This window comes from Streptococcus parasalivarius (genome assembly GCF_054785155.1).
This window is the reverse complement of sequence record NZ_BAABOB010000002.1, coordinates 163,248-183,383: the sequence shown is the minus strand read 5'-3', so window position 1 is coordinate 183,383 and position 20,136 is coordinate 163,248. Positions and strand designations below refer to the sequence as shown.

Below are 20,136 nucleotides of genomic sequence, written 5' to 3'. Positions count from 1 at the left end.
CATGAAAAATGAAGAATTGGTGAAACAATTAACATCACCCTCTAAAAATTCACGCCTCGAAAAGTTTGGTAAAACAATCACTTTCCTTTGCCTAGCTTTGATTGTTTTTATCGTGGCGATGATTTTACTTTTCGTTGCTCAAAAAGGGCTGGCGACTTTCTTTGTCAATAAAGTTAGCTTGGTCGAGTTTCTCTTTAGTGGTGATTGGTCACCATCTGAGGGCAAATTCGGGGCTCTACCAATGATTTTGGGATCATTCGTAGTGACTTTACTTTCAGCCTTGGTTGCAACCCCATTTGCCATTGGAGCAGCCATCTTTATGACTGAGATTTCTCCTAAAGGGGCCAAGTTCCTACAACCCGCTATTGAACTTTTGGTCGGAATTCCATCCGTTGTTTATGGATTTATTGGTCTCCAAGTCGTGGTTCCATTTGTTCGCTTAATTTTTGGTGGAACAGGTTTTGGTATTCTTTCAGGTACCTTTGTCTTGTTCGTCATGATTCTACCAACCGTAACCTTTATGACAACAGATACGCTTCGTGCAGTGCCTCGTCACTATCGTGAAGCTAGTCTGGCCATGGGAGCTACACGCTGGCAAACGATTTGGCGTGTGACACTTAATGCGGCTAAACCTGGTATCTTCACGGCCGTTATCTTTGGTATGGCCCGTGCCTTTGGTGAAGCTCTGGCCATCCAAATGGTTGTCGGAAATTCTGCCGTGATTCCAACTTCTTTAACGACACCAGCAGCAACATTGACATCTGTCTTGACTATGGGAATCGGAAATACAGTCATGGGTACTGTTTCAAACAATGTCCTTTGGTCTCTCGCCCTGGTGCTCTTATTGATGAGTCTTGGTTTCAATATGTTGGTGAAATTCATTACCCGTGAGAGAAAGAGAAATTATGAACGCTAAAAAAATTGATAAAATTGCCATCAGCACGCTTTATGTGATTGCTGGCATTATTGTAACAATCCTGGCAGCCTTGATTCTCTATATCTTGGTTCGCGGGATACCACACATCAGCTGGTCTTTCTTGACTAGTCGATCATCTTCCTACAAAGCTGGTGGAGGAATTGGGGTTCAACTCTACAACTCATTCTTCCTATTGGTTATTACTTTGATTATTTCTGTGCCTCTTTCAATGGGTGCTGGCATCTTCTTATCAGAATATGCTAAAAAAGGACGACTTACCAACTTTGTCCGTACCTGTATTGAAATCCTATCTTCACTACCTTCAGTGGTGGTCGGACTCTTCGGATATTTGATTTTCGTTGTCCAATTTCAGTATGGATTTTCAATCCTATCAGGTGCCTTGGCCTTAACTGTCTTTAACTTGCCACAAATGACTCGTACGGTTGAAGATAGCTTAAGAACCGTTCACCATACCCAACGTGAAGCTGGCCTAGCTCTAGGTTTATCTCGATGGGAAACTATCTGTCACGTTGTTGTTCCAGAAGCCTTACCTGGTATTGTTACTGGTATCGTTCTTGCTTCTGGTCGTATTTTCGGAGAAGCAGCAGCGCTTATCTATACAGCAGGTCAATCTGCACCAGCACTTAACTGGAGCGACTGGAATCCGCTTAGCATCTCTAGTCCAATTTCGATTTTCCGCCAAGCAGAGACACTTGCTGTTCACATCTGGAAGGTCAACTCAGAAGGTACGACACCTGACGCCACTGCAGTATCTGCTGGTTCAGCAGCAGTGCTCTTGATTTTCATTCTGATTTTCAACTTTGGTGCACGTCGTTTGGGAGCTTACCTCCATAAGAAATTAACATCCGCTTAAAGGAGTTATCATGACAAAATACAATTGGGACGAGCGTCATATTATCACCTTCCCAGAGAAGGAGCTCGCTCTTGAAACAAAGGACTTGCATGTTTACTATGGTCAAAAAGAAGCCATCAAAGGCATTGACATGCAATTCGAGAAAAATAAAATCACAGCTCTTATTGGGCCTTCAGGATGCGGTAAATCAACTTTTCTTCGTAGTCTAAACCGTATGAATGATACGATTGATATTGCTAAGGTTACTGGACAAATCCTTTATCAAGGAGTCGATGTTAACGCAAGTAATATCAATGTTTATGAAATGCGTAAACATATTGGAATGGTTTTCCAACGTCCAAATCCATTCGCCAAGTCTATTTACAGAAATATCACCTTTGCTCACGAACGTAAAGGTGTAAGAGATAAGCAAACCTTGGACGAGATTGTTGAAACATCACTTAAGCAAGCTGGACTTTGGGATCAAGTTAAAGATGACCTTCATAAATCTGCCTTTACCCTCTCAGGTGGTCAGCAGCAACGTCTTTGTATTGCAAGAGCTATTGCCGTGAAACCGCAGATTCTCCTCATGGACGAACCTGCAGCTTCATTGGACCCTGTAGCTACTATGCAGCTCGAAGAGACCATGTTTGAACTTAAGGAAGATTACTCTATTATCATCGTGACGCACAATATGCAACAAGCAGCGCGTGCTAGTGATTATACAGCATTCTTCTACCTTGGTGATCTTATCGAATATGATGAAACCAAGAAAATCTTCCAAGATGCTGCCCTACAGTCAACCAATGACTATGTATCAGGACGCTTTGGATAGAAAGGAGCACTTATGACTGAACCAATCATTTCAATTAATGATTTATCGGTGTATTTCAATAAGAAAAAAGCCCTCAATAATGTGACAATGGATTTCTATCCAAATGAAATCACGGCCCTTATCGGTCCTTCAGGATCCGGGAAATCAACCCTGCTCCGTTCTATCAACCGAATGGGAGATTTAAATCCCGAATGGACACTTACTGGTGCTGTTTCATACAACGGTCACAATGTCTACAGTCCTCGAACAGATACCGTTGAACTCCGTAAAGAAATCGGAATGGTCTTCCAACAACCCAATCCTTTTCCAATGTCAATCTATGAAAACGTGGTTTATGGCCTTCGTATCAATGGTATCAAAGATAAGGCTGTTCTTGATCAAGCAGTAGAAGAATCACTAAAGGGTGCTTCAATCTGGGAAGAGGTTAAAGACCGTCTCCATGACTCAGCACTTGGACTTTCAGGAGGGCAACAACAACGTGTCTGTATTGCACGAGTGCTAGCCACATCTCCAAAGGTCATCCTTCTTGATGAACCAACCTCGGCCCTCGACCCTATATCCGCTGGTAAGATTGAGGAAACCCTCTATAACCTTAAAGAACAATACACCTTGTTGCTAGTCACTCGTTCTATGCAGCAGGCAAGTCGTATCTCACAACGGACAGCTTTTTTCCTTGATGGAGAGCTCATCGAGTATTCATCAACGAAAGACATGTTCCTAAATCCACAACATAAAGAAACTGAAGATTATATTACCGGTAAATTCGGTTAAGAAAGGACAGATTATTAAAAAAATTATGATGTTACGAACTCCCTTCGAAGAAGAATTAGAAAAACTCCACAACCAATTTTACGCTATGGGTACAGAGGTTGCAGCTCAGCTTAAGAAAGCTGTACGTGCCTTTATCAGCCATGACCGTGATTTGGCTAAGGAAGTCATTGAAAATGACGAAATCGTCAATAACTACGAAACCAAACTTGAGAAAAAATCACTTGAAATTATTGCTCTACAGCAACCTGTATCAAGTGATTTGCGTACAGTTATCACCGCACTTAAAGCATCTAGCGACGTTGAGCGTATGGGTGACCATGCCGTTGCTATCGCTAAAGCAACCATCCGCATTAAAGGTGAAGAGCGTCTAACTGAAATTGAAGCTGAAATCAAGAAAATGGGGAAAGCAGTCCGCCACATGGTCGAAGATGCTCTAGATGTTTACTTGAACAGTGACGAACGACGCGCTTATGAAATCGCAGCTTCAGATGAAATCATTGATAACTATTTCCGTGATATTCAAGCCATGACAGTAGAAGGTGTTCGTAAGAATCCAGATGCTGCCTTCGCTGCCAAAGAATATTTCCAAGTACTTATGTATTTGGAACGTATCGGTGACTATGCCCGCAATCTCTGCGAGTGGGTTGTCTACCTCAAATCTGGTAAAATCATTGAACTGTAGGCAAAGCTTCCAATCTATGTTATAATGGGTTTGTATTGAATAATTCAGACCCTTTTCTTTTGTAAAAGAGTCTAATATCGAAACATTTGTCAGTCTGTTTCGATACGAAAAGTTAGATTAGGAGTATATACGTATGACAGCATCTGTTGCTCGTTTTATCGAAAGTTTCATCCCTGAAAATTACAATCTTTTCTTGGACATTAATCGTTCTGAAAAGACCTTTACAGGGAATGTTGCCATTACAGGTGAAGCCCTTGATAACCATATCTCCCTTCACCAAAAAGACCTTACCATTAGTTCCGTTCTCTTGGATAATGACTCGTTAAACTTCCAAATGGATGATGCTAACGAAGCCTTCCATATTGAACTTCCAGAGACCGGTTTTTTGACGCTTGTCATTGAATTCTCTGGTCGTATTACAGATAATATGACAGGGATTTACCCATCATATTACACCTACAATGGTGAGAAAAAAGAAATTATTTCAACGCAGTTTGAATCTCATTTTGCGCGTGAAGCCTTCCCATCTGTTGATGAACCAGAAGCTAAAGCTACTTTTGATTTCTCATTGAAATTTGATGCTGAAGAAGGCGATATCGCTTTGTCAAATATGCCTGAAATCAATAGCCATTTGCGTGAAGAGACTGGGGTTTGGACTTTTGAGACAACCCCTCGTATGTCTACATACCTCCTTGCCTTTGGTTTTGGAGCTCTTCAAGGTAAGACAGCGAAAACACAAAACGGTACTGAAGTTGGTGTCTTCGCTACAGTTGCACAAGCTGAAAACAGCGTTGACTTTGCCCTTGATATTGCCGTTCGTGTCATTGATTTCTACGAAGACTACTTCCAAGTCAAGTATCCTATCCCATTGTCATACCATCTCGCACTTCCTGACTTCTCAGCAGGTGCCATGGAAAACTGGGGACTTGTTACCTATCGTGAAGTTTACCTTCTTGTAGATGAAAATAGCTCAGCTGCAAGCCGTCAACAAGTAGCCCTTGTAGTTGCCCACGAATTGGCTCACCAATGGTTCGGTAACCTTGTTACAATGAAATGGTGGGATGATCTCTGGCTTAACGAAAGCTTTGCCAATATGATGGAGTATGTTTCAGTAGATGCCATTGAGCCTAGCTGGAATATCTTCGAAGATTTCCAAACAACTGGTGTGCCTCATGCCCTCCAGCGTGATGCTACAGATGGTGTTCAGTCTGTCCACATGGAAGTTAATCACCCAGATGAGATTAACACTCTCTTTGATAGTGCTATCGTTTATGCCAAAGGTAGCCGTCTCATGCATATGCTTCGCCGTTGGTTAGGTGATGAAGCCTTTGCTAAAGGACTTAAAGCTTACTTCGAAAAACACCAGTACAACAACACTATTGGACGTGACCTCTGGAATGCACTCTCTGATGCTTCTGGTAAAGATGTCTCTAGTTTCATGGATACTTGGTTGGAGCAACCAGGTTACCCTGTTGTTACTGCAGAAGTTGTTGATGATACACTTATCCTTAGTCAAAAACAATTCTTCATTGGTGAACATGAAGATAAGGGTCGACTTTGGGAAATCCCATTGAACACAAACTGGAAAGGACTTCCAGACACACTCTCAGAAGAACGTATTGAGATTCCAAATTATAGCCAGCTTGCCGCTGAAAATAATGGTGCTCTCCGCCTTAACACAGCAAATACAGCACATTACATCACAGATTATCAAGGTGAACTCTTGGACCAACTCTTAGAGGAATTTGCTAACCTTGATACTGTAAGTAAACTTCAGATTTTGCAAGAACGTCGTCTTCTTGCTGAAAGTGGCCGTATCTCGTATGCAAGCCTAGTCGCTCTTCTTGATCTTGTCGAAAAAGAAGAAAGCTTCTTGATTGCTCAAGCTAAGTCTCAAATCCTCGCTGGTTTGAAACGCTTTATCGATGAAGATACAGAAGCAGAAGTGCATTACAAGGCTTTAGTACGTCGTCAATTCCAAAACGACTTTGAGCGTCTTGGTTTCGATGCCAAAGATGGAGAATCAGATGAAGACGAAATGGTTCGTCAAACAGCTCTTAGCTACCTGATTCAAGCAGACTATCAACCAGCAGTCCTTGCGGCCGCAAGTGTTTTCCAAGCTAATAAAGAGAACATTGAAAACATCCCTGCAAGTGTCCGTGGTCTCGTTCTCCTTAACCAAATGAAACAAGAAGACAGTCTAACTCTTGTTGAAGACTATGTCAATGCATATGTAACAACAAATGATAGTAATTTCCGCCGTCAATTGACTCAAGCAGTTTCATACCTTAAAAACCAAGAAGGTCTCGACTACGTGCTAGGTCAGCTTAAAGACAAACATGTCGTTAAACCTCAAGACTTGTACCTATGGTATATGAATTTCCTCAGCAAATCATTTGCACAAGAAACCGTTTGGAACTGGGCGAAAGATAACTGGGATTGGATTAAGGCAGCCCTAGGTGGCGATATGAGCTTTGATAGCTTTGTTAATATCCCAGCAGGAATCTTTAAAACGCAAGAACGTCTTGATCAATATATTGCTTTCTTCGAGCCACAAACAAGTGATAAAGCCTTAGAACGTAATATCTTGATGGGAATTAAGACAATTGCTGCACGAGTAAACTTGATTGAAAAAGAAAAAGCAGCCGTTGAAACTGCCCTTAAAGATTATTAATAAGTAAAACAAGCTTTCCATGAAGGAGAGTTTGTTTTTTGCGTGTATTTTTACATAAATTTAGTTATGTTTAAGAAGGGCCATAAAATGGTTTTAGCATAATTAAATTTATGTAAACTAAAAAAATAACCACTCCAAATAGGAATGGTTAGACTAGGGTAATTATAAATTATCTAGAGCATTTTTTTGCTCATCATTGACGATATGAGTATAAAGATCAGTGACCTGAGTGGAAGCATGGCCAAGTTGGTGGCTAACTAAAACTTGAGACTTGGTAGCATCATAAAGACGTGTTGCCAGAGTGTGTCGTAGTTTATGGGGAGTCACACGTATCTTGAAATCCTGAGAATATTTGGCAACCATTTTTTCGATACTTGAAGCATCAATACGGTTTGGAACACCTCGATATTCCGTTAAAAATAGGGCAAGGTCTTGCTTTTCAGCCTTATAGCGTTTATCACGTATACTAAGATAATTCTCAAGATAAGGTTTTGCAAAACTTGCTACATTAACTGAGTCTCGTTTGCCACCTTTTCGAGTAACATCAATGACCATCATTTTCAGATTGATATCTTTAAGGTCCAGGTTAACAGCCTCAGAAAGTCGAACGCCTGAAGCCAGTAGCAAGGCTATTATCGCTAAATCACGTTCTTTATTCTTGTAAAACGAAGATTTTGCGCGATTTGAGAGCTTAACTTCGTATTCATTTTCGACATAATCAAGAAATTCCATGGTTTCATCGCCTAGAAAAAGTTTCTGCTTGATATTCTCAGCACGCGCAGCTAGAGTTTCTTTCTTTTTCTTAGTAGAAACTTTTTTCATGACGTTACGATAGAAATATGGCTCACCGTCAGGACCCTCAACCTCCTCAGTTAAATACTTATAGAGACTAGATAGAGCTGAAAGCGTACGGTTAATGGTTGTTTGAGAAACACCCTGTTTCTTGGAATAGGTATTTAAGGACGGACGTTCACGTAGATAGAGCACAAATGACTCCATGTCTTTTTTAGTTAGATTTTCCAGGGTTTTGATGTCAATTGAGGCAATATCATGAGCATCTGAAATACCTGAGTCAATCACCCAGTCAAAAAAGCGTTTATATTCCTTAAGGTATTCGTATAAGGTCGTAAAAGAATATGGAACCGATAGTTTAGACTGATAATACTCCAAGACAAACCAGGGCATTAGAGATTTGTATTCTTCAATTTTTTCGAGTAAGAGTTCACGTTTCATTTGTTTTTTCTCCAAAATTACTTAATAGAAGTATATCACACCTTTATCTTTCTTTCAAGAAAATTACAGTTTTTCGGAAAGATGTTATAGGAAATTTTCTCTTAGAGGCTTTATAAAGACGATAACCAAAAAAATTTTTTAAGCCAATTATACTCAATTATGTACTTTATTTAAGTGAACACTGGAAATTTTTTACTACTCTCAATTCAGTTGAAAATGTACTTTATTTAAGTGAAAACTAAAAAATTTTCAAATGTACATTTTGACAATAAAAAAACACTCTAATATCAATTTAATGAAATTTAGAGTGTTTTTATTTATCTATATTTTTTCAAACTGTACAAAGTGTTCTTGCTTTCTTCTGTGGCCTTTGCAAATAGAACACGACCTTTTATTGCGTTTTTTGTATGCCATTCTTTCTTTTACTTGAATTTTGTAACGGTGATTAAGATTTTCTTGACATATCCACCATACAGGCAGAATACTCAACTCTGTAATTTCAGTTGGACTTACTATCAAGGAGTTATTTAGATAATCCCACTCATTCATTAGACTTTGTTGCGTTGTTGCTAAATCGTTAAATCCTTTTAATACTTTTTGATTTCTACAGTATGGACAAGAATTTTCTCTGTAAAATTTTTCTTTAATAACTTTCTGATATTCTCCAGTACATACAGGGCATTTCCACCATGCATTATATGTTGAATTTGCCCTTACTGAAGACATTTCTTGTTTATTTAATGATGACCATTCTTTAATTAACCAAGGATGTGTTGTTTCAAGATCATTATAACCTTTTGCAGTCTTCTTAAAAGAACAATATGGACAACATTGGTCGTTTTTGTGGCGATCAGAAATTTTTGCTTTAAAACTTCTGTGACATTTTCGACAAATCCAATTGGTTAAAGCATTTGAATCATAAAAGAAGGTATCAATATCACCATTCAGTTCTTTTACCCATTCATTGTTTAAGTACGGTTTAACATAGCTTAGTGTTTCATTTGGTTTAGGAATTCTTTTATTACAGTAAGGACATATAGAATTGAGACTATTAGAATTATTGTTTGTAAACACACCTAGAACAATCCCTAATCTCTCCTGAAATTCTAAATCACAACAATCACAAATCCAATTAAATATTTTATTCTCGGTTTCTGACGATTTCGTCACCTCATCAGGTTTTTCTACATTCTTGCTACTCCAAAGGTCACACAACTCAGGATAAGTATCTGCAATTGTATTATAACCTTTTAATGCTTGTTCATCATTACAATATGGACAGCTATCTATTACTTCTTTTCTTATTGGAATTGAACAAAGGTATTCACCTTGACAAACAGAACACTTCCACCAATATTTTTTTGTTTCAATGTGGCTCAATGCTAAATGAACAGGCAATCCATTTTTATCGCTCCATTCTTCCTGTAATTTTGGGAAATTATAGAGTATATCATTGTTAAAAACAAGTGTATCCCAATCACAACGATTAGGACAAGTTTGAAAATTACTATTCTCTAAGTCGGTTCTTAAAATCATTTCAATTGGACTACAATAAAAACTGACTTTGCAGCAAGGGCATTTCCAATTTATGCATTTAGAAGACTTATACCAGTATTCAGAAATAGGTTTATCATTACTTTTATCCCAAAATTTCTCTAAATAAGGATGAGTTTCTTGTAAAGTATTATATCCTTTTAACATCAATTTATTATCACAATAAGGGCAGCCTTCAAGATGCCTTTTGACAACACTACATTCATATTGACCATGACATTTAAAACACTGCCATCTTACTAAGATGTTGGATAAACTATCAATCATATTACTTTTTACATGAGTTGGAATAAATTGCTTAAAAAGATTTCTATCTGTATGTAATAGGGGGTTCGCTTTCACTTTAATTGGGGTATCGAATGTAGCTTTACAGTTAGTACAATAGAAACTATATCTTTTGATTCTTGAAATTAGCTGATCAATAGACAACTTAAAGATATGGTCACATTTGTCGCATTTCCAATTTCTAGGGATTGTAACATTGTCACTTAACTTCAAATCATTAAACTCTACATCGTTTTGCTCCCCTGGAAGATAAATTTTCCGAAGATTAGGGTATGCTTTAGTGTAAGGTACAAAATGTGTACTTTCATTACATCCGACATGAATAAGCTCTTGATTATGTTTATTGATTAATTTAGAAGTGTTTGCTACATCTTTCCAACCAACATGACAGGTAGGACATTTGAAGTGAAATAACCTCTTTGAAGAAAAAGATAAATTATCAATCTCTTCCTGAATGGTTTCTATATTTTCATAATGAAAGTTTATGTACCTTAGAAAGTTAGGAATCCTTGCAGATATAGAGTTTTCCCCTTTTATGAACACTTTTCCAAGCTCACATACAGGACAGATTTTTGAATGATTTTGAATATTCTTATAAGATTTTGATGTACTTGCTTTCCATTCATAAGAACAGGTAGGACATTTCCAGTTAATGTGTTTTTTACTGGTAATTGTTATTTTTTCTACATCTATTTTGATATTCTTGTCAAAGTCCCAATAGTTCAATAAGGCTGGAAAATCAGTGATTAAGTCTGACATTTTCTCCTCCTAATACTTAGTCTTGTTATCCAGTAAGTCTTTTATTTCCAAAATCTTACTTTTGCTTGTTTGCTTTTCAGTATGAGTATGTTTTTCAAAAGATATTTTTGTGTCTGAAGTAATAACATTCTCACTAAGATACTTCTTAGTTACTAGTTGCTGATCAGATTTTAACAAGCCCTCTTCTTTTAACAATTCATTCGCAATATCAGGATACAAACTAGTTTTAAGAAGATTCCTTAACTTTTTGTTTTCCTCTAATAATTCTTTGTTTAACGCTGTCTGCTCCTTTATTTCAGCATTTTTTTCATTAAGTTGTGCTACCTCATTTTTCAACTCTGAAACTCTTGTTTTGAGCTTACTGGCTTCTTCCTTATATTCTATTGCTGCATCAACAACTCTTTTATAATAATTGTTAAGTTCCATCAATGCTGATTTGATTGCTTTAGGGGTTCTATTGGTCATTAAGAAACGTTCTACATCTAGAGTTTTATACGTTATAACTGTTTGATAAGTGTCGTCTTCAAATAGTTCCAATCTATCATTAAGGGCTTGTCTAAATTCTTTGTTTCTTCTAATCGTTGTGTCTGCAACCTGCGGAAATCCGTTGCTTCTAAGGTAATTTCCAAACTGTGGAATTTTGAATAGTCTAGGATTATTCGAACAATGTTCCAGTAAATAATGTTCAAATAATAATAGCAATTCTTGATTATCAATATACTTCTTTCTAGCCATTTGAGAACTCCTGTAAGGATAAATGTTTTTCAGTTAGATATTCTTGATAAGAATGACTAACTGTTTTAAGTTTTAATAATGCCTCACCAATATCTTCTATATTCCCCTTTCCTTGTCGAACTCTTTTTATAGCCTCATCTACAATTAAAGCTTCCTCGTCGATTGATTTCTTAAAGGATTTATCCATAGAGAAATAATCTTTTCCAGCTTTTCTGTAAAATGGACAACTAGTACAAGCACCAAGCTCTGCATGTGAGCTAATGACTTTAAGACAGTCTGAATAATCACCTTCCGCAAATCGAGGTGAATAACATCTGCCCTTATTATCAAGAGGAACATAGTTTTTATTAATGGTGTATTTATGTTGAGTTTTACTTATAGCGTAAGACGTTTGAGAGTTTGTTAATTTACGATAAAGCTGATAGCTCCTACATTCAATAAACTGACTCAGATTTGAAAAATAATGTGAAGATGTTGTGATACTATCATGTCCAGCTAAGAGCATTGCTGTTACTGGACTAGCTCCTTCTGCTATCAAATTGATCATTGCAATGTGTCTAGTATCTCCAATATGAATGAAATTAATCTCATGATCGTCTAATTGATTTGGGGAATTGATATGATGGACAAAATACCCATACTGTTGAGATACAATCTCATTAAAGAAATATTTTAAAATTGTATTTAAGTTACTGTACGTCAAGAAACGGTTTTTAGTACTAGCAATACGTTTCCATTTCCGATAATGAGAGTCTGTCACAAATAGGGTATCTAACTGTGTAGATGATAAGTCTTTGGTTAGCTCTAAATAATTTAAAATCTCACTCGCAAGCTTAAATGGTACTTCGTAAGTTGTTAAATAATAATCCTCTGAAATTTTATGGGATACTCCCTTGTCTTTTCCTTTTAAGTTATTTCGTCTGAGAGTTAAGTAATATTTTCCGTCTTTTTCTGTGAGACAATTTCTCTGAGTGAGCAAAAACTCCCTTGGTCTAAGTGGTACTACTGCTGTTATTTGCCACCATAAGTAAAGAGGGTAGTAAAACAATCTTTCCTCATCTAATAATGATTTAACCCAATAGTCGTTTAAAATATCATTAAATAAAAAATAGGATTGAAATTGGGCTAACTTTCGCTGTTTTTTAGTGTTCAGTTGATAACTAACATTTAAAAGTTCATCTAGTTGCTCAATCAGTTGGGTTAATTCGTTACTCTCTAAACATGGTAGTGTAGAAAGAAAATCTATACATACTGAGGGGTTGGAAATCTTCATATTTGCTAATGAGAAGGCTTCGTTCACTTTTAGTTCTCTGACTAATTTCTTTATATCTCTTAAAAAGGCTTGGAGAGTGATTAAAACATGATGTTCCATAGATAGCACTATAAAACTCTTTAAGTAGGTAACAAAATCATCAAAAGATAATTGAAATACTTGTTCATAAAACCTTTTATATTGGAATTTATTCAAGTTAAAAATGAAGCTAACGTTAGAATATTCATTAGTCGTTTCCCATTTATTTTCTTCAAAATTGGTGGTTAGAATAATCCCTTTTTCAACATAGTCTTGAAAACATTCTTTTGCGCTCTCAATCATATTGTCATCAAACAGGATAATTTCATTTACTTTACGAAATAATTTTGATTGATTATTCAACTGACTAACTCCTTAATAATATCCTCATAATCAGACAATACAGCTTCGCCATACTGTTCTGATAAAGCTTGCAACATTTCTGTAAGACATGGTTTAATCTGCTTCTCAAGAATGGCTCGAACCTTTCCTCGTTCAAGTTCATTCTTTAATTTTTGATATTGTTTATTGAGTCGATTAAACTCACCAATTAACAAAAGCAAGGTAGATTTTGTTTGTAATTCATACTGACAGCCGACGCAATGCTGACGGTCATCATAGGGACATAGTTTCCCTAGTGCAGATAAAAGACACATACTCTCTTCTTGCTTAGAAAAAGCTTCTCCGTTACCAATTCGATGACAGATCGTCAGTAATTGTTCAGGATCAACATTATTTTCAACTAGAGTTTTTAATGCTTGTTGCGAACGTGAATCAGCCCTAATACTCAATTCCAACGTTTTTTCAATTTCAATTGGCGTTAAATCTAAACTTTTAATCATTTGAGTTTGTTGGCTTGGACTTAATTTTTTATACTTTCCTCTAGTTACAATGGTCAAGAGCATAGACGGAATCATGGATAATACGCCTCGTTCAAATAGCTCTTTTGCAACCATTTCAGGTTTTAGTTGTCCGAGTTGGGCATCTTTTAGATACGTTGTTGTAGTTTGTGCAAATTCATTAAAATCCCCTTTATGGCTACGAGCTAATGCTGCTAGAAAATAACCTTTAATATTCAGTTCTGACTTTTCTTCAAGAACATCATCTGCTAACATTGCGACAGATTGTAAGTAGGACTTGTTTGCAGAACGACTACTAAAGTTACGCTCTAAAAATAAATTTCCGATTTCCTCCCCCATATAACTAGTAATCTTTTCATAAGTTTTAATTTGTCTGATCAATGGATTTTCTGCATTGTATGGTATTTGAAGTTGGAAATGTGCCTCACAGATAGCCAATAACGTTCCAATAAGAACCTGACAACTTTCTGGGACATGAAACTTTAACTGAGCAACATTAGAAGCGTTTTTGGTTTTATTAGGTGTTAAGTTTAAATAAGTCAATCTTGTTGTAATACTTAGTAAAGTCCTTCTAGCTTCACTACTACTCCAAGTTCCATCTACTACTGCTTCTAAAACTTCTAATGGTTCTCTTGTTAATTTAGGATGTCCTAATCTTTCTAAGTCTGTTGATCTTAGTGCGCAAATAAAATGTAACCCTAGATACAACCATGTATCTGCATAGTTTTTTGAATTTGCTGCTTTACACAACATATCATTTTTTATGATGTAGTTTTCGTTGAATAGGTAGTACATTAATTCAAGGTATTCATCTAATTCATACGCTCCATTTGCACTCTCAATCGTGTAACGCTTTGTCATTTCAAAACTTACTCGATAACGAGTAACGCCTTTATTGAGTAGCCATTTAATAAATTGAATGATGATATTGCCTTGTGACTTCGTAAGAACTTCTGTTGCTACTTCTACTAAGGTCTCTACTTCAGCATCACTATATAGAAACAAATCTTTTGTTAAGTAGTATGCTAAAAAATCAAGTAGATAGAAACGATTTGTTTCACTCAGCTTTTCTTCTTCAGCAAATTGTACGAATAATTCACTTGTAGAAGGAAATTTTTTTGAAAAGATTCCTTCCATACTCTTAATTCCAGGAGGTGTTGTTAGATAGTCTTTGATGTGATTTTTAAGAACTTCAGCATCTTTTTCAGAAATAGTATAATCATCATGATTTATAGACACACCAAACCATTCATTGTCTAGTAAGAATCCACTGACTTTCTCACGGTGTTTTATTGTAGCAGCACCTAACTCGACTAATATTCTTTCAAGATAATTTTTTAAATCTACTACCAATAGCTACTCCTTTTAATCTTCTCCAAACAATTTTTCTGCTTGCCAGTTCATATATTCAAAAACACCATTATTAACCTGACCATATTGTTTTGCAATTTCTCCTTTATTTTGTAAATAAACCCAAGCACTTTCTGGTGAATTGTCCCCTCTAGCAGACATCAGTTCACTAACTTCATTAACACCTGACAAAACCAATTGTGTGGTGTACCAGTGCCTAAAGATATGGGGTGAAATATTATTTTCTTGCAAGAGTTGACCAAAAAAGACAACCTCTGGGTCATCAGATTTAAGAAATATTGGAATCATTTCTTCGCGAATAATCTTACGAAATCGTTGATAGTACACATCGTATGACAATGCTTTCCCTTGCTTGTTAAGGTTTAATGGACCATAATCTCTCTCATACCTTTTACCTTCTAGGTAGCTCATATAGTCATTGTAGGTGTCTAAAAAGACCTCTAAGAAGATATAAGGTACAGCTTGAAGTCTTTCCTTTTTAATTCGTCCAGTTGGCTTTAAATCGCTTCTAAGGGGCATTTCTTTTCGCAGATCAATCTCAATTTTAAATACTTGATTATCACTTTGGTGAAATATGATACCTGCCCCCAAAGGGCTATCTTCACGCCTTACATTACAAGCTTCTGATGGTCTTAAACCAACAAATGCTCCCAAAGCAACAACCATAAGTAAATCCTTGTGATATTGAGCAATGTGAGCAAAAAGCATTTCAAAGGCGCTGTTTGGCATATCCCTAAAAATTGACTTCTGTGTGTTGCCTCCATCAACAAATACCTCAAAATTCAACTCTTTTCTTTTGATGACTCTACCTCGTCTATTAGTGAACGTATTGATAGAATAAAGGTCTTTTGGCTTCAATTTAGCCTTCCCTTTTCGCTCATTCAAGTATAGAGTTAAAAAATCAAGAACGGCATTTACACATTTTTCGACTGTACTTTTCTTTCTATTTGTTCTATCTTCAGGCAATTGTGCTAAACCATAAAGCGTAAAAAATTCCTTGACCATTTCAAAAGTTAGTTGATCAAGATTATTTACCCCAACTGTTCCAAATATATAGTTCAAAAACTTAACAACATATGAAAAACGTTTGTTGCCATCGTCTGAGATAGACTTAATTTTTGCGGAAGATTTTACATATCTATGAAAATGAGTGAATTGTAATGTGCCATCATCATGTTTGAGTGCAATCAATTGCTTTGTAACGATATTATTATCACCTAGAATCAGCGAATGTTTATATACAACAAATCTCATGTTACCTCCTTGTTTATTATGACTGAAGGTTCTTACTGTGTTTTATGATGTCAATACAGAAAAAAACGATCAAATCAGTACTATTTTCCTTTGTGCTCTAAACTGCATAAAGGGAATATCGATGAGTACTTTCATTGATCGTTATTATTATTCAAATTAATTCAATAATAAAAGTAACTTCATCTAAGTAATAAGAGCAATTAATTAGCTCAGCAACAACGATAACCACAGCAACTCCTTCTAAACGATGAAAGGAATATCCGCCGTGGCTATCTATTTACTTTTTTTCTTTTACTTCTGTAAGTTACTTTTGTTATTTTACTTTTTCTGTATTATATCATATTTTGATTAAATTGTCATCTAAGAAAGTGATTTTAAAAAAACTGGAAATTTTTTCAATTGTATATTTTGACAATAAAAAACACTTTTATGTCAATTTAATGATTTTAGAGCGTTTTTAGCTTATTTGATTTTAAAGTTTTCGTCTATTCCTTAGAATTACTTGAAGAACAGGAAAAATTCGACAACAAAGTAAGTCGATCTATTCAGTTATAAAACCTATGAAGGTCTTTCTGCTGGAACTAGCCACTCCTACTTTGGAGATGTAGATTATACTCTTACTTATTCAACTGATAATATCCCTCATTATTTCTCCTCATGTGGTGCTAGCAAGCTTCTATATTATAGAACGAAAGTGATAAAGTGTTTTATAAAATTATACTATAAAATAAAATGAAAGAGAATTACACACTCAACTCAAACAACTTATAAAACTCACCTCTCCTATCCATCAAATCACTGAAAGAACCATCTTCAACAATAACGCCATCTTTCATAAAGAGAATTCTATCGTATTTTTTCAAAATGTTCTCATTCAACTTGTGGGTTACTACAAGTGCAGTCAAATTTTGAATATCCAAGATTGAACTTTCAATTTCAGTAGTTACTTGATTATCCAAAGATGAAGTAGCCTCATCCAATAATAAGATTGGTGTTTTTCGAATCAAGGCGCGCGCAATACTAACTCTTTGTTTTTGTCCGCCAGATAAATTTGATCCATTCTCTCCACATAAAGCTTGTAGACCTAATTCATTTTCTAAAACATAACTTTCTAAACCTGACTGCTGTACAGTTTTCTTTATTTCCTCATCAGTGAAGGATTGATTAAGAGTAATATTTGCTCTTAAAGTATCATCAAAGATATAAACATCTTGCTGAACAATCGTCATCAAGTTATAAAGACTCTCTGCTGAAATAGCTTGTATATCTTGATTATCAATTGAAATATGTCCACTTGTTACATCATAAAAACGCAGCAATAGATTGAGCAAAGTTGATTTTCCACTCCCTGACATTCCTACAATTGCAATTTTTTCCCCTTTTTGAACCTTCAAAGATAAATGATTAAAAATCTTTTCTTCAGTATTAGGATAAGAAAAATCTATATTTGAAAAAGAAATAACATCATCGAAATATTCTTTCGTTTTACCAGTTTGAAGTTCGATTACATCTTTTACCTCAAATGCATCTAGTATTGCCTGACCTTCACGGAATTTACTCATTCCCATACCAACTTCATTTAGTGGCATTACTACAAAATTGACCAGTTGAACAATAGCTGTTACACTTCCAATTGTGGTATAGCCATTAAAAACAAGATACATTCCTCCACCAAAGGCTACTAAAAAAACAATCATCCCCGAAAGTTGCGAAATAACATTAGCTAAGACATCAAATTTTCCTTTCATAAAATATATCTCATCCAATTTTTCGCTTTCATTTCTGTAATCTTGACGGATAGCCTCTTTCACATTAAAACTTTTAATAACCAGAAATCCTGCTAAAATATCTTTAACCTTAGCTAAATACTTCTGTTCGGCAATCATAGCTCTTTTTTGAAGTGAAGCTGATTTTTGCCCAATAAATCCTGATATCATCATTGGAATAATGCTAGCAATGATTACTAATAAGGTCAAAAACCAATTACCTATAAACATAGCTAGGAGTGAAAAAATCATTAAGGAAAGGTTTTTTGAAATATTAAAATACTGGTGTAGATAATCTTGCTCGATTTTCTTCATATTTTCGGTTAATACAGAAATAAACTTTCCTGATTTTTCTTTAGAAAAGTCTCTATAATCGCTATCTAAAATAGATTGGAACACCTTGTTTTTGTATCTTGACATGATTTGCCTAACAAGTTTATTTCTCAATCGAAGAGATATAAAGTTCAGTCCTGCATAGATGAAAATAACACTAGCTCCTACTAGTACCGCTTGAGTTAAGGCATCTTCATTTTGGGACATACCACTATCAATAATACCTTTAATAGAATAAGCAAAAGCAATATTAGTTAAAGGTACCAGTATATTAAATATCATGAAAGCATAAAAAGCCTTCTGATGATTCTTTATCAATTGTTTCATCCTTAATCTACCTCATAATTCTTAATTTCATTTAGAAAATGAGACATAAAATATTCTTCTAAGTTAATATTCTCTCTCCTAATCTCTTTCATAGAGACCTGTTCTACAATTTCTCCATTTTTGATAAAACCAATTTTATCTGCTATCTGTGAAATTTCCGATAATATATGACTCGATATTAGTATTGTAATTCCATGCTCCTTAGAAAGCGACAACAAAAGATTTCGAATTTCTTGAATTCCTATTGGATCTAAACCATTGATTGGCTCATCTAAAATTAACAATTTAGGTTTTGTTAGAAAGGCACGAGCTAAACCGAGCCTTTGCCTCATTCCTAACGAAAATTCTTTTACTTTTTTAGTCGTATTCTTTAATCCGACCATTCTTAAGGCTCTTATTATATCTGATTCAATAATATTTTTCCCCATATACTGAGCGTGAATTTCCAAAATTTCTTTTGCAGTGTAATTATCATAAAAAATTGGTGATTCAATAATACTTCCAATCTGACTTAATATTTCTTCTCTGTGTTCTTGTAGATTTTTCCCAAAAATTTCAATACTACCTGATGTAATTGTTGATAAGGATAACATACATTTCATTAACGTTGTTTTTCCAGCACCATTCGGTCCTAAAAAACCATAGATTTCTCCTTCAGCAATTTGAAGGTTGATACCACTTAAAATTTCTTCTTTATCAATTGTTTTAAAAACTTCTTTTATTTCAACAATATTTCTCATTTCTATCTCTCTTTCTATATCTAACTTTAAACGCAAGAATTTTTCTCCCGGAGCATAAATACTAACTTATACAGTCTCTTTTTTTATAGAAATCATCAAGGAATTCTCACTTTCTTTCAATTAAACTCAGGTATGCTACTTGATACTAATATCTTGTCTTGAAATATTAAAAATTGAAAATGAAGTAATCATTAAACTTATGAAACTTGCAAATATCAAAAAGAATAAGTTATCAGTAATATTATTAGATAAACTTCCTGGACTTACATTTGAAAGTAATGCTGCTAAACCAAGTCCTGAAAGCATTGTTATAGCTGTTGAATGTTTAATCATACCTAAAACGAATGGTAGTAACCCTATTAGTACTGTTGCAAACGTTATTCCAGCTAAGTTAATTAATTGACTAGCTATAGGGATATAACTAGATTCAGTTACAACAGCCATGAATCTAATGAATAATTGAATCACTAAATGTGCAGAAAAATGTGCAATAAATGCTATTAAAATGACTGAAAGAATTTTTCCCCATAGTAACTTTATTTTAGAAATAGGGTAAGAAAACAACTGAAAAATTGTTCTTCGTTTAAATTCATCAATAATAATCGTAGACAATAAATAAGATTCGAAAATCAAAAATGCTGCTTTTGTAAATAAAGATGAAAACAATGAAGCTACAATTGCCCAACCTTCCCATTTACCAGTAACTCTAATAACATTAGAATCCTGTCCAGTGAATTCTCCTAGTTTATTGTCAGTACTTAAACCCATAATAATGATTGCTGTAATACCTAACACTATAAATATAGTACACAACCAGGCTAAAAATAATTTAGATTTAGAAACTTTATTTAATTCAATTTTAATAAGCGACAACATAGATTATTTCCTCCAAAGCGT

15 protein-coding genes are annotated in these 20,136 nt (G+C 35.2%); 6 read left to right on the top strand and 9 right to left on the bottom strand.

The genetic code is table 11. The features are described from left to right. Position 1 precedes the first annotated feature (1 nt). The 6 genes from pstC to ACYVQ1_RS03000 all read left to right on the top strand — a co-directional run bounded on the left by pstC (position 2) and on the right by ACYVQ1_RS03000 (position 6,731). Positions 2-916: a phosphate ABC transporter permease subunit PstC gene (gene pstC / locus ACYVQ1_RS03025; protein WP_002890959.1), complete on the top strand. Its 915-nt coding sequence runs from the start codon at positions 2-4 to the stop codon at positions 914-916. Then, positions 906-1,790 (top strand): phosphate ABC transporter permease PstA, encoded by an 885-nt coding sequence (gene pstA / locus ACYVQ1_RS03020; RefSeq protein WP_013990602.1) that lies wholly within the window; start codon positions 906-908, stop codon positions 1,788-1,790. Before pstC ends, pstA begins: the two co-directional genes overlap by 11 nt. 10 nt (positions 1,791-1,800) lie before the next feature. Beyond that, the gene (pstB, locus tag ACYVQ1_RS03015) at positions 1,801-2,604 is read left to right on the top strand and encodes a phosphate ABC transporter ATP-binding protein PstB (RefSeq protein ID WP_003092580.1); all 804 of its coding nucleotides are present in this window, start codon (positions 1,801-1,803) and stop codon (positions 2,602-2,604) included. A 12-nt stretch (positions 2,605-2,616) separates the two neighbouring features. Continuing rightward, complete coding sequence (gene pstB, locus ACYVQ1_RS03010; RefSeq protein ID WP_002890956.1) at positions 2,617-3,375, top strand: phosphate ABC transporter ATP-binding protein PstB; 759 nt, start codon at positions 2,617-2,619, stop codon at positions 3,373-3,375. 28 nt (positions 3,376-3,403) lie between these two features. Further along, positions 3,404-4,057 (top strand): phosphate signaling complex protein PhoU, encoded by a 654-nt coding sequence (phoU, locus tag ACYVQ1_RS03005; RefSeq protein ID WP_004182526.1) that lies wholly within the window; start codon positions 3,404-3,406, stop codon positions 4,055-4,057. A gap of 133 nt (positions 4,058-4,190) precedes the next feature. Beyond that, positions 4,191-6,731, top strand: coding sequence for a M1 family metallopeptidase (locus ACYVQ1_RS03000; protein WP_461249769.1), 2,541 nt, complete (start codon positions 4,191-4,193; stop codon positions 6,729-6,731). Between the two features lie 162 nt (positions 6,732-6,893). Here ACYVQ1_RS03000 and xerS read toward each other — a convergent pair whose 3' ends face one another. The 9 genes from xerS to ACYVQ1_RS02955 form a co-directional block, all read right to left on the bottom strand. Continuing rightward, positions 6,894-7,964, bottom strand: coding sequence for a tyrosine recombinase XerS (xerS, locus tag ACYVQ1_RS02995; protein WP_070847814.1), 1,071 nt, complete (start codon positions 7,962-7,964; stop codon positions 6,894-6,896). 321 nt (positions 7,965-8,285) lie between these two features. Beyond that, positions 8,286-10,562: a zinc-ribbon domain-containing protein gene (locus tag ACYVQ1_RS02990; RefSeq protein WP_461249768.1), complete on the bottom strand. Its 2,277-nt coding sequence runs from the start codon at positions 10,560-10,562 to the stop codon at positions 8,286-8,288. A gap of 9 nt (positions 10,563-10,571) precedes the next feature. Further along, positions 10,572-11,297: an MreC domain-containing protein gene (locus tag ACYVQ1_RS02985; protein ID WP_003007349.1), complete on the bottom strand. Its 726-nt coding sequence runs from the start codon at positions 11,295-11,297 to the stop codon at positions 10,572-10,574. Then, positions 11,290-12,951 carry a hypothetical protein gene (locus ACYVQ1_RS02980; RefSeq protein ID WP_004252853.1) on the bottom strand — a complete coding sequence of 554 codons (1,662 nt, stop codon included), beginning with the start codon at positions 12,949-12,951 and terminating at the stop codon, positions 11,290-11,292. Before ACYVQ1_RS02980 ends, ACYVQ1_RS02985 begins: the two co-directional genes overlap by 8 nt. After that, complete coding sequence (locus tag ACYVQ1_RS02975) at positions 12,948-14,801, bottom strand: hypothetical protein (RefSeq protein ID WP_461249767.1); 1,854 nt, start codon at positions 14,799-14,801, stop codon at positions 12,948-12,950. Before ACYVQ1_RS02975 ends, ACYVQ1_RS02980 begins: the two co-directional genes overlap by 4 nt. Positions 14,802-14,813: 12 nt before the next feature. Next, positions 14,814-16,073: a site-specific integrase gene (locus tag ACYVQ1_RS02970; RefSeq protein WP_461249766.1), complete on the bottom strand. Its 1,260-nt coding sequence runs from the start codon at positions 16,071-16,073 to the stop codon at positions 14,814-14,816. A gap of 743 nt (positions 16,074-16,816) precedes the next feature. Beyond that, positions 16,817-18,499, bottom strand: coding sequence for an ABC transporter ATP-binding protein (locus ACYVQ1_RS02965; RefSeq protein ID WP_461249765.1), 1,683 nt, complete (start codon positions 18,497-18,499; stop codon positions 16,817-16,819). Between the two features lie 2 nt (positions 18,500-18,501). After that, entirely contained in the window at positions 18,502-19,239 is a 738-nt protein-coding gene (locus tag ACYVQ1_RS02960) for an ABC transporter ATP-binding protein (RefSeq protein ID WP_461249857.1), read from the bottom strand. A 135-nt stretch (positions 19,240-19,374) separates the two neighbouring features. Beyond that, the gene (locus ACYVQ1_RS02955; protein ID WP_461249764.1) at positions 19,375-20,115 is read right to left on the bottom strand and encodes an ABC transporter permease; all 741 of its coding nucleotides are present in this window, start codon (positions 20,113-20,115) and stop codon (positions 19,375-19,377) included. Positions 20,116-20,136: the final 21 nt, after the last annotated feature.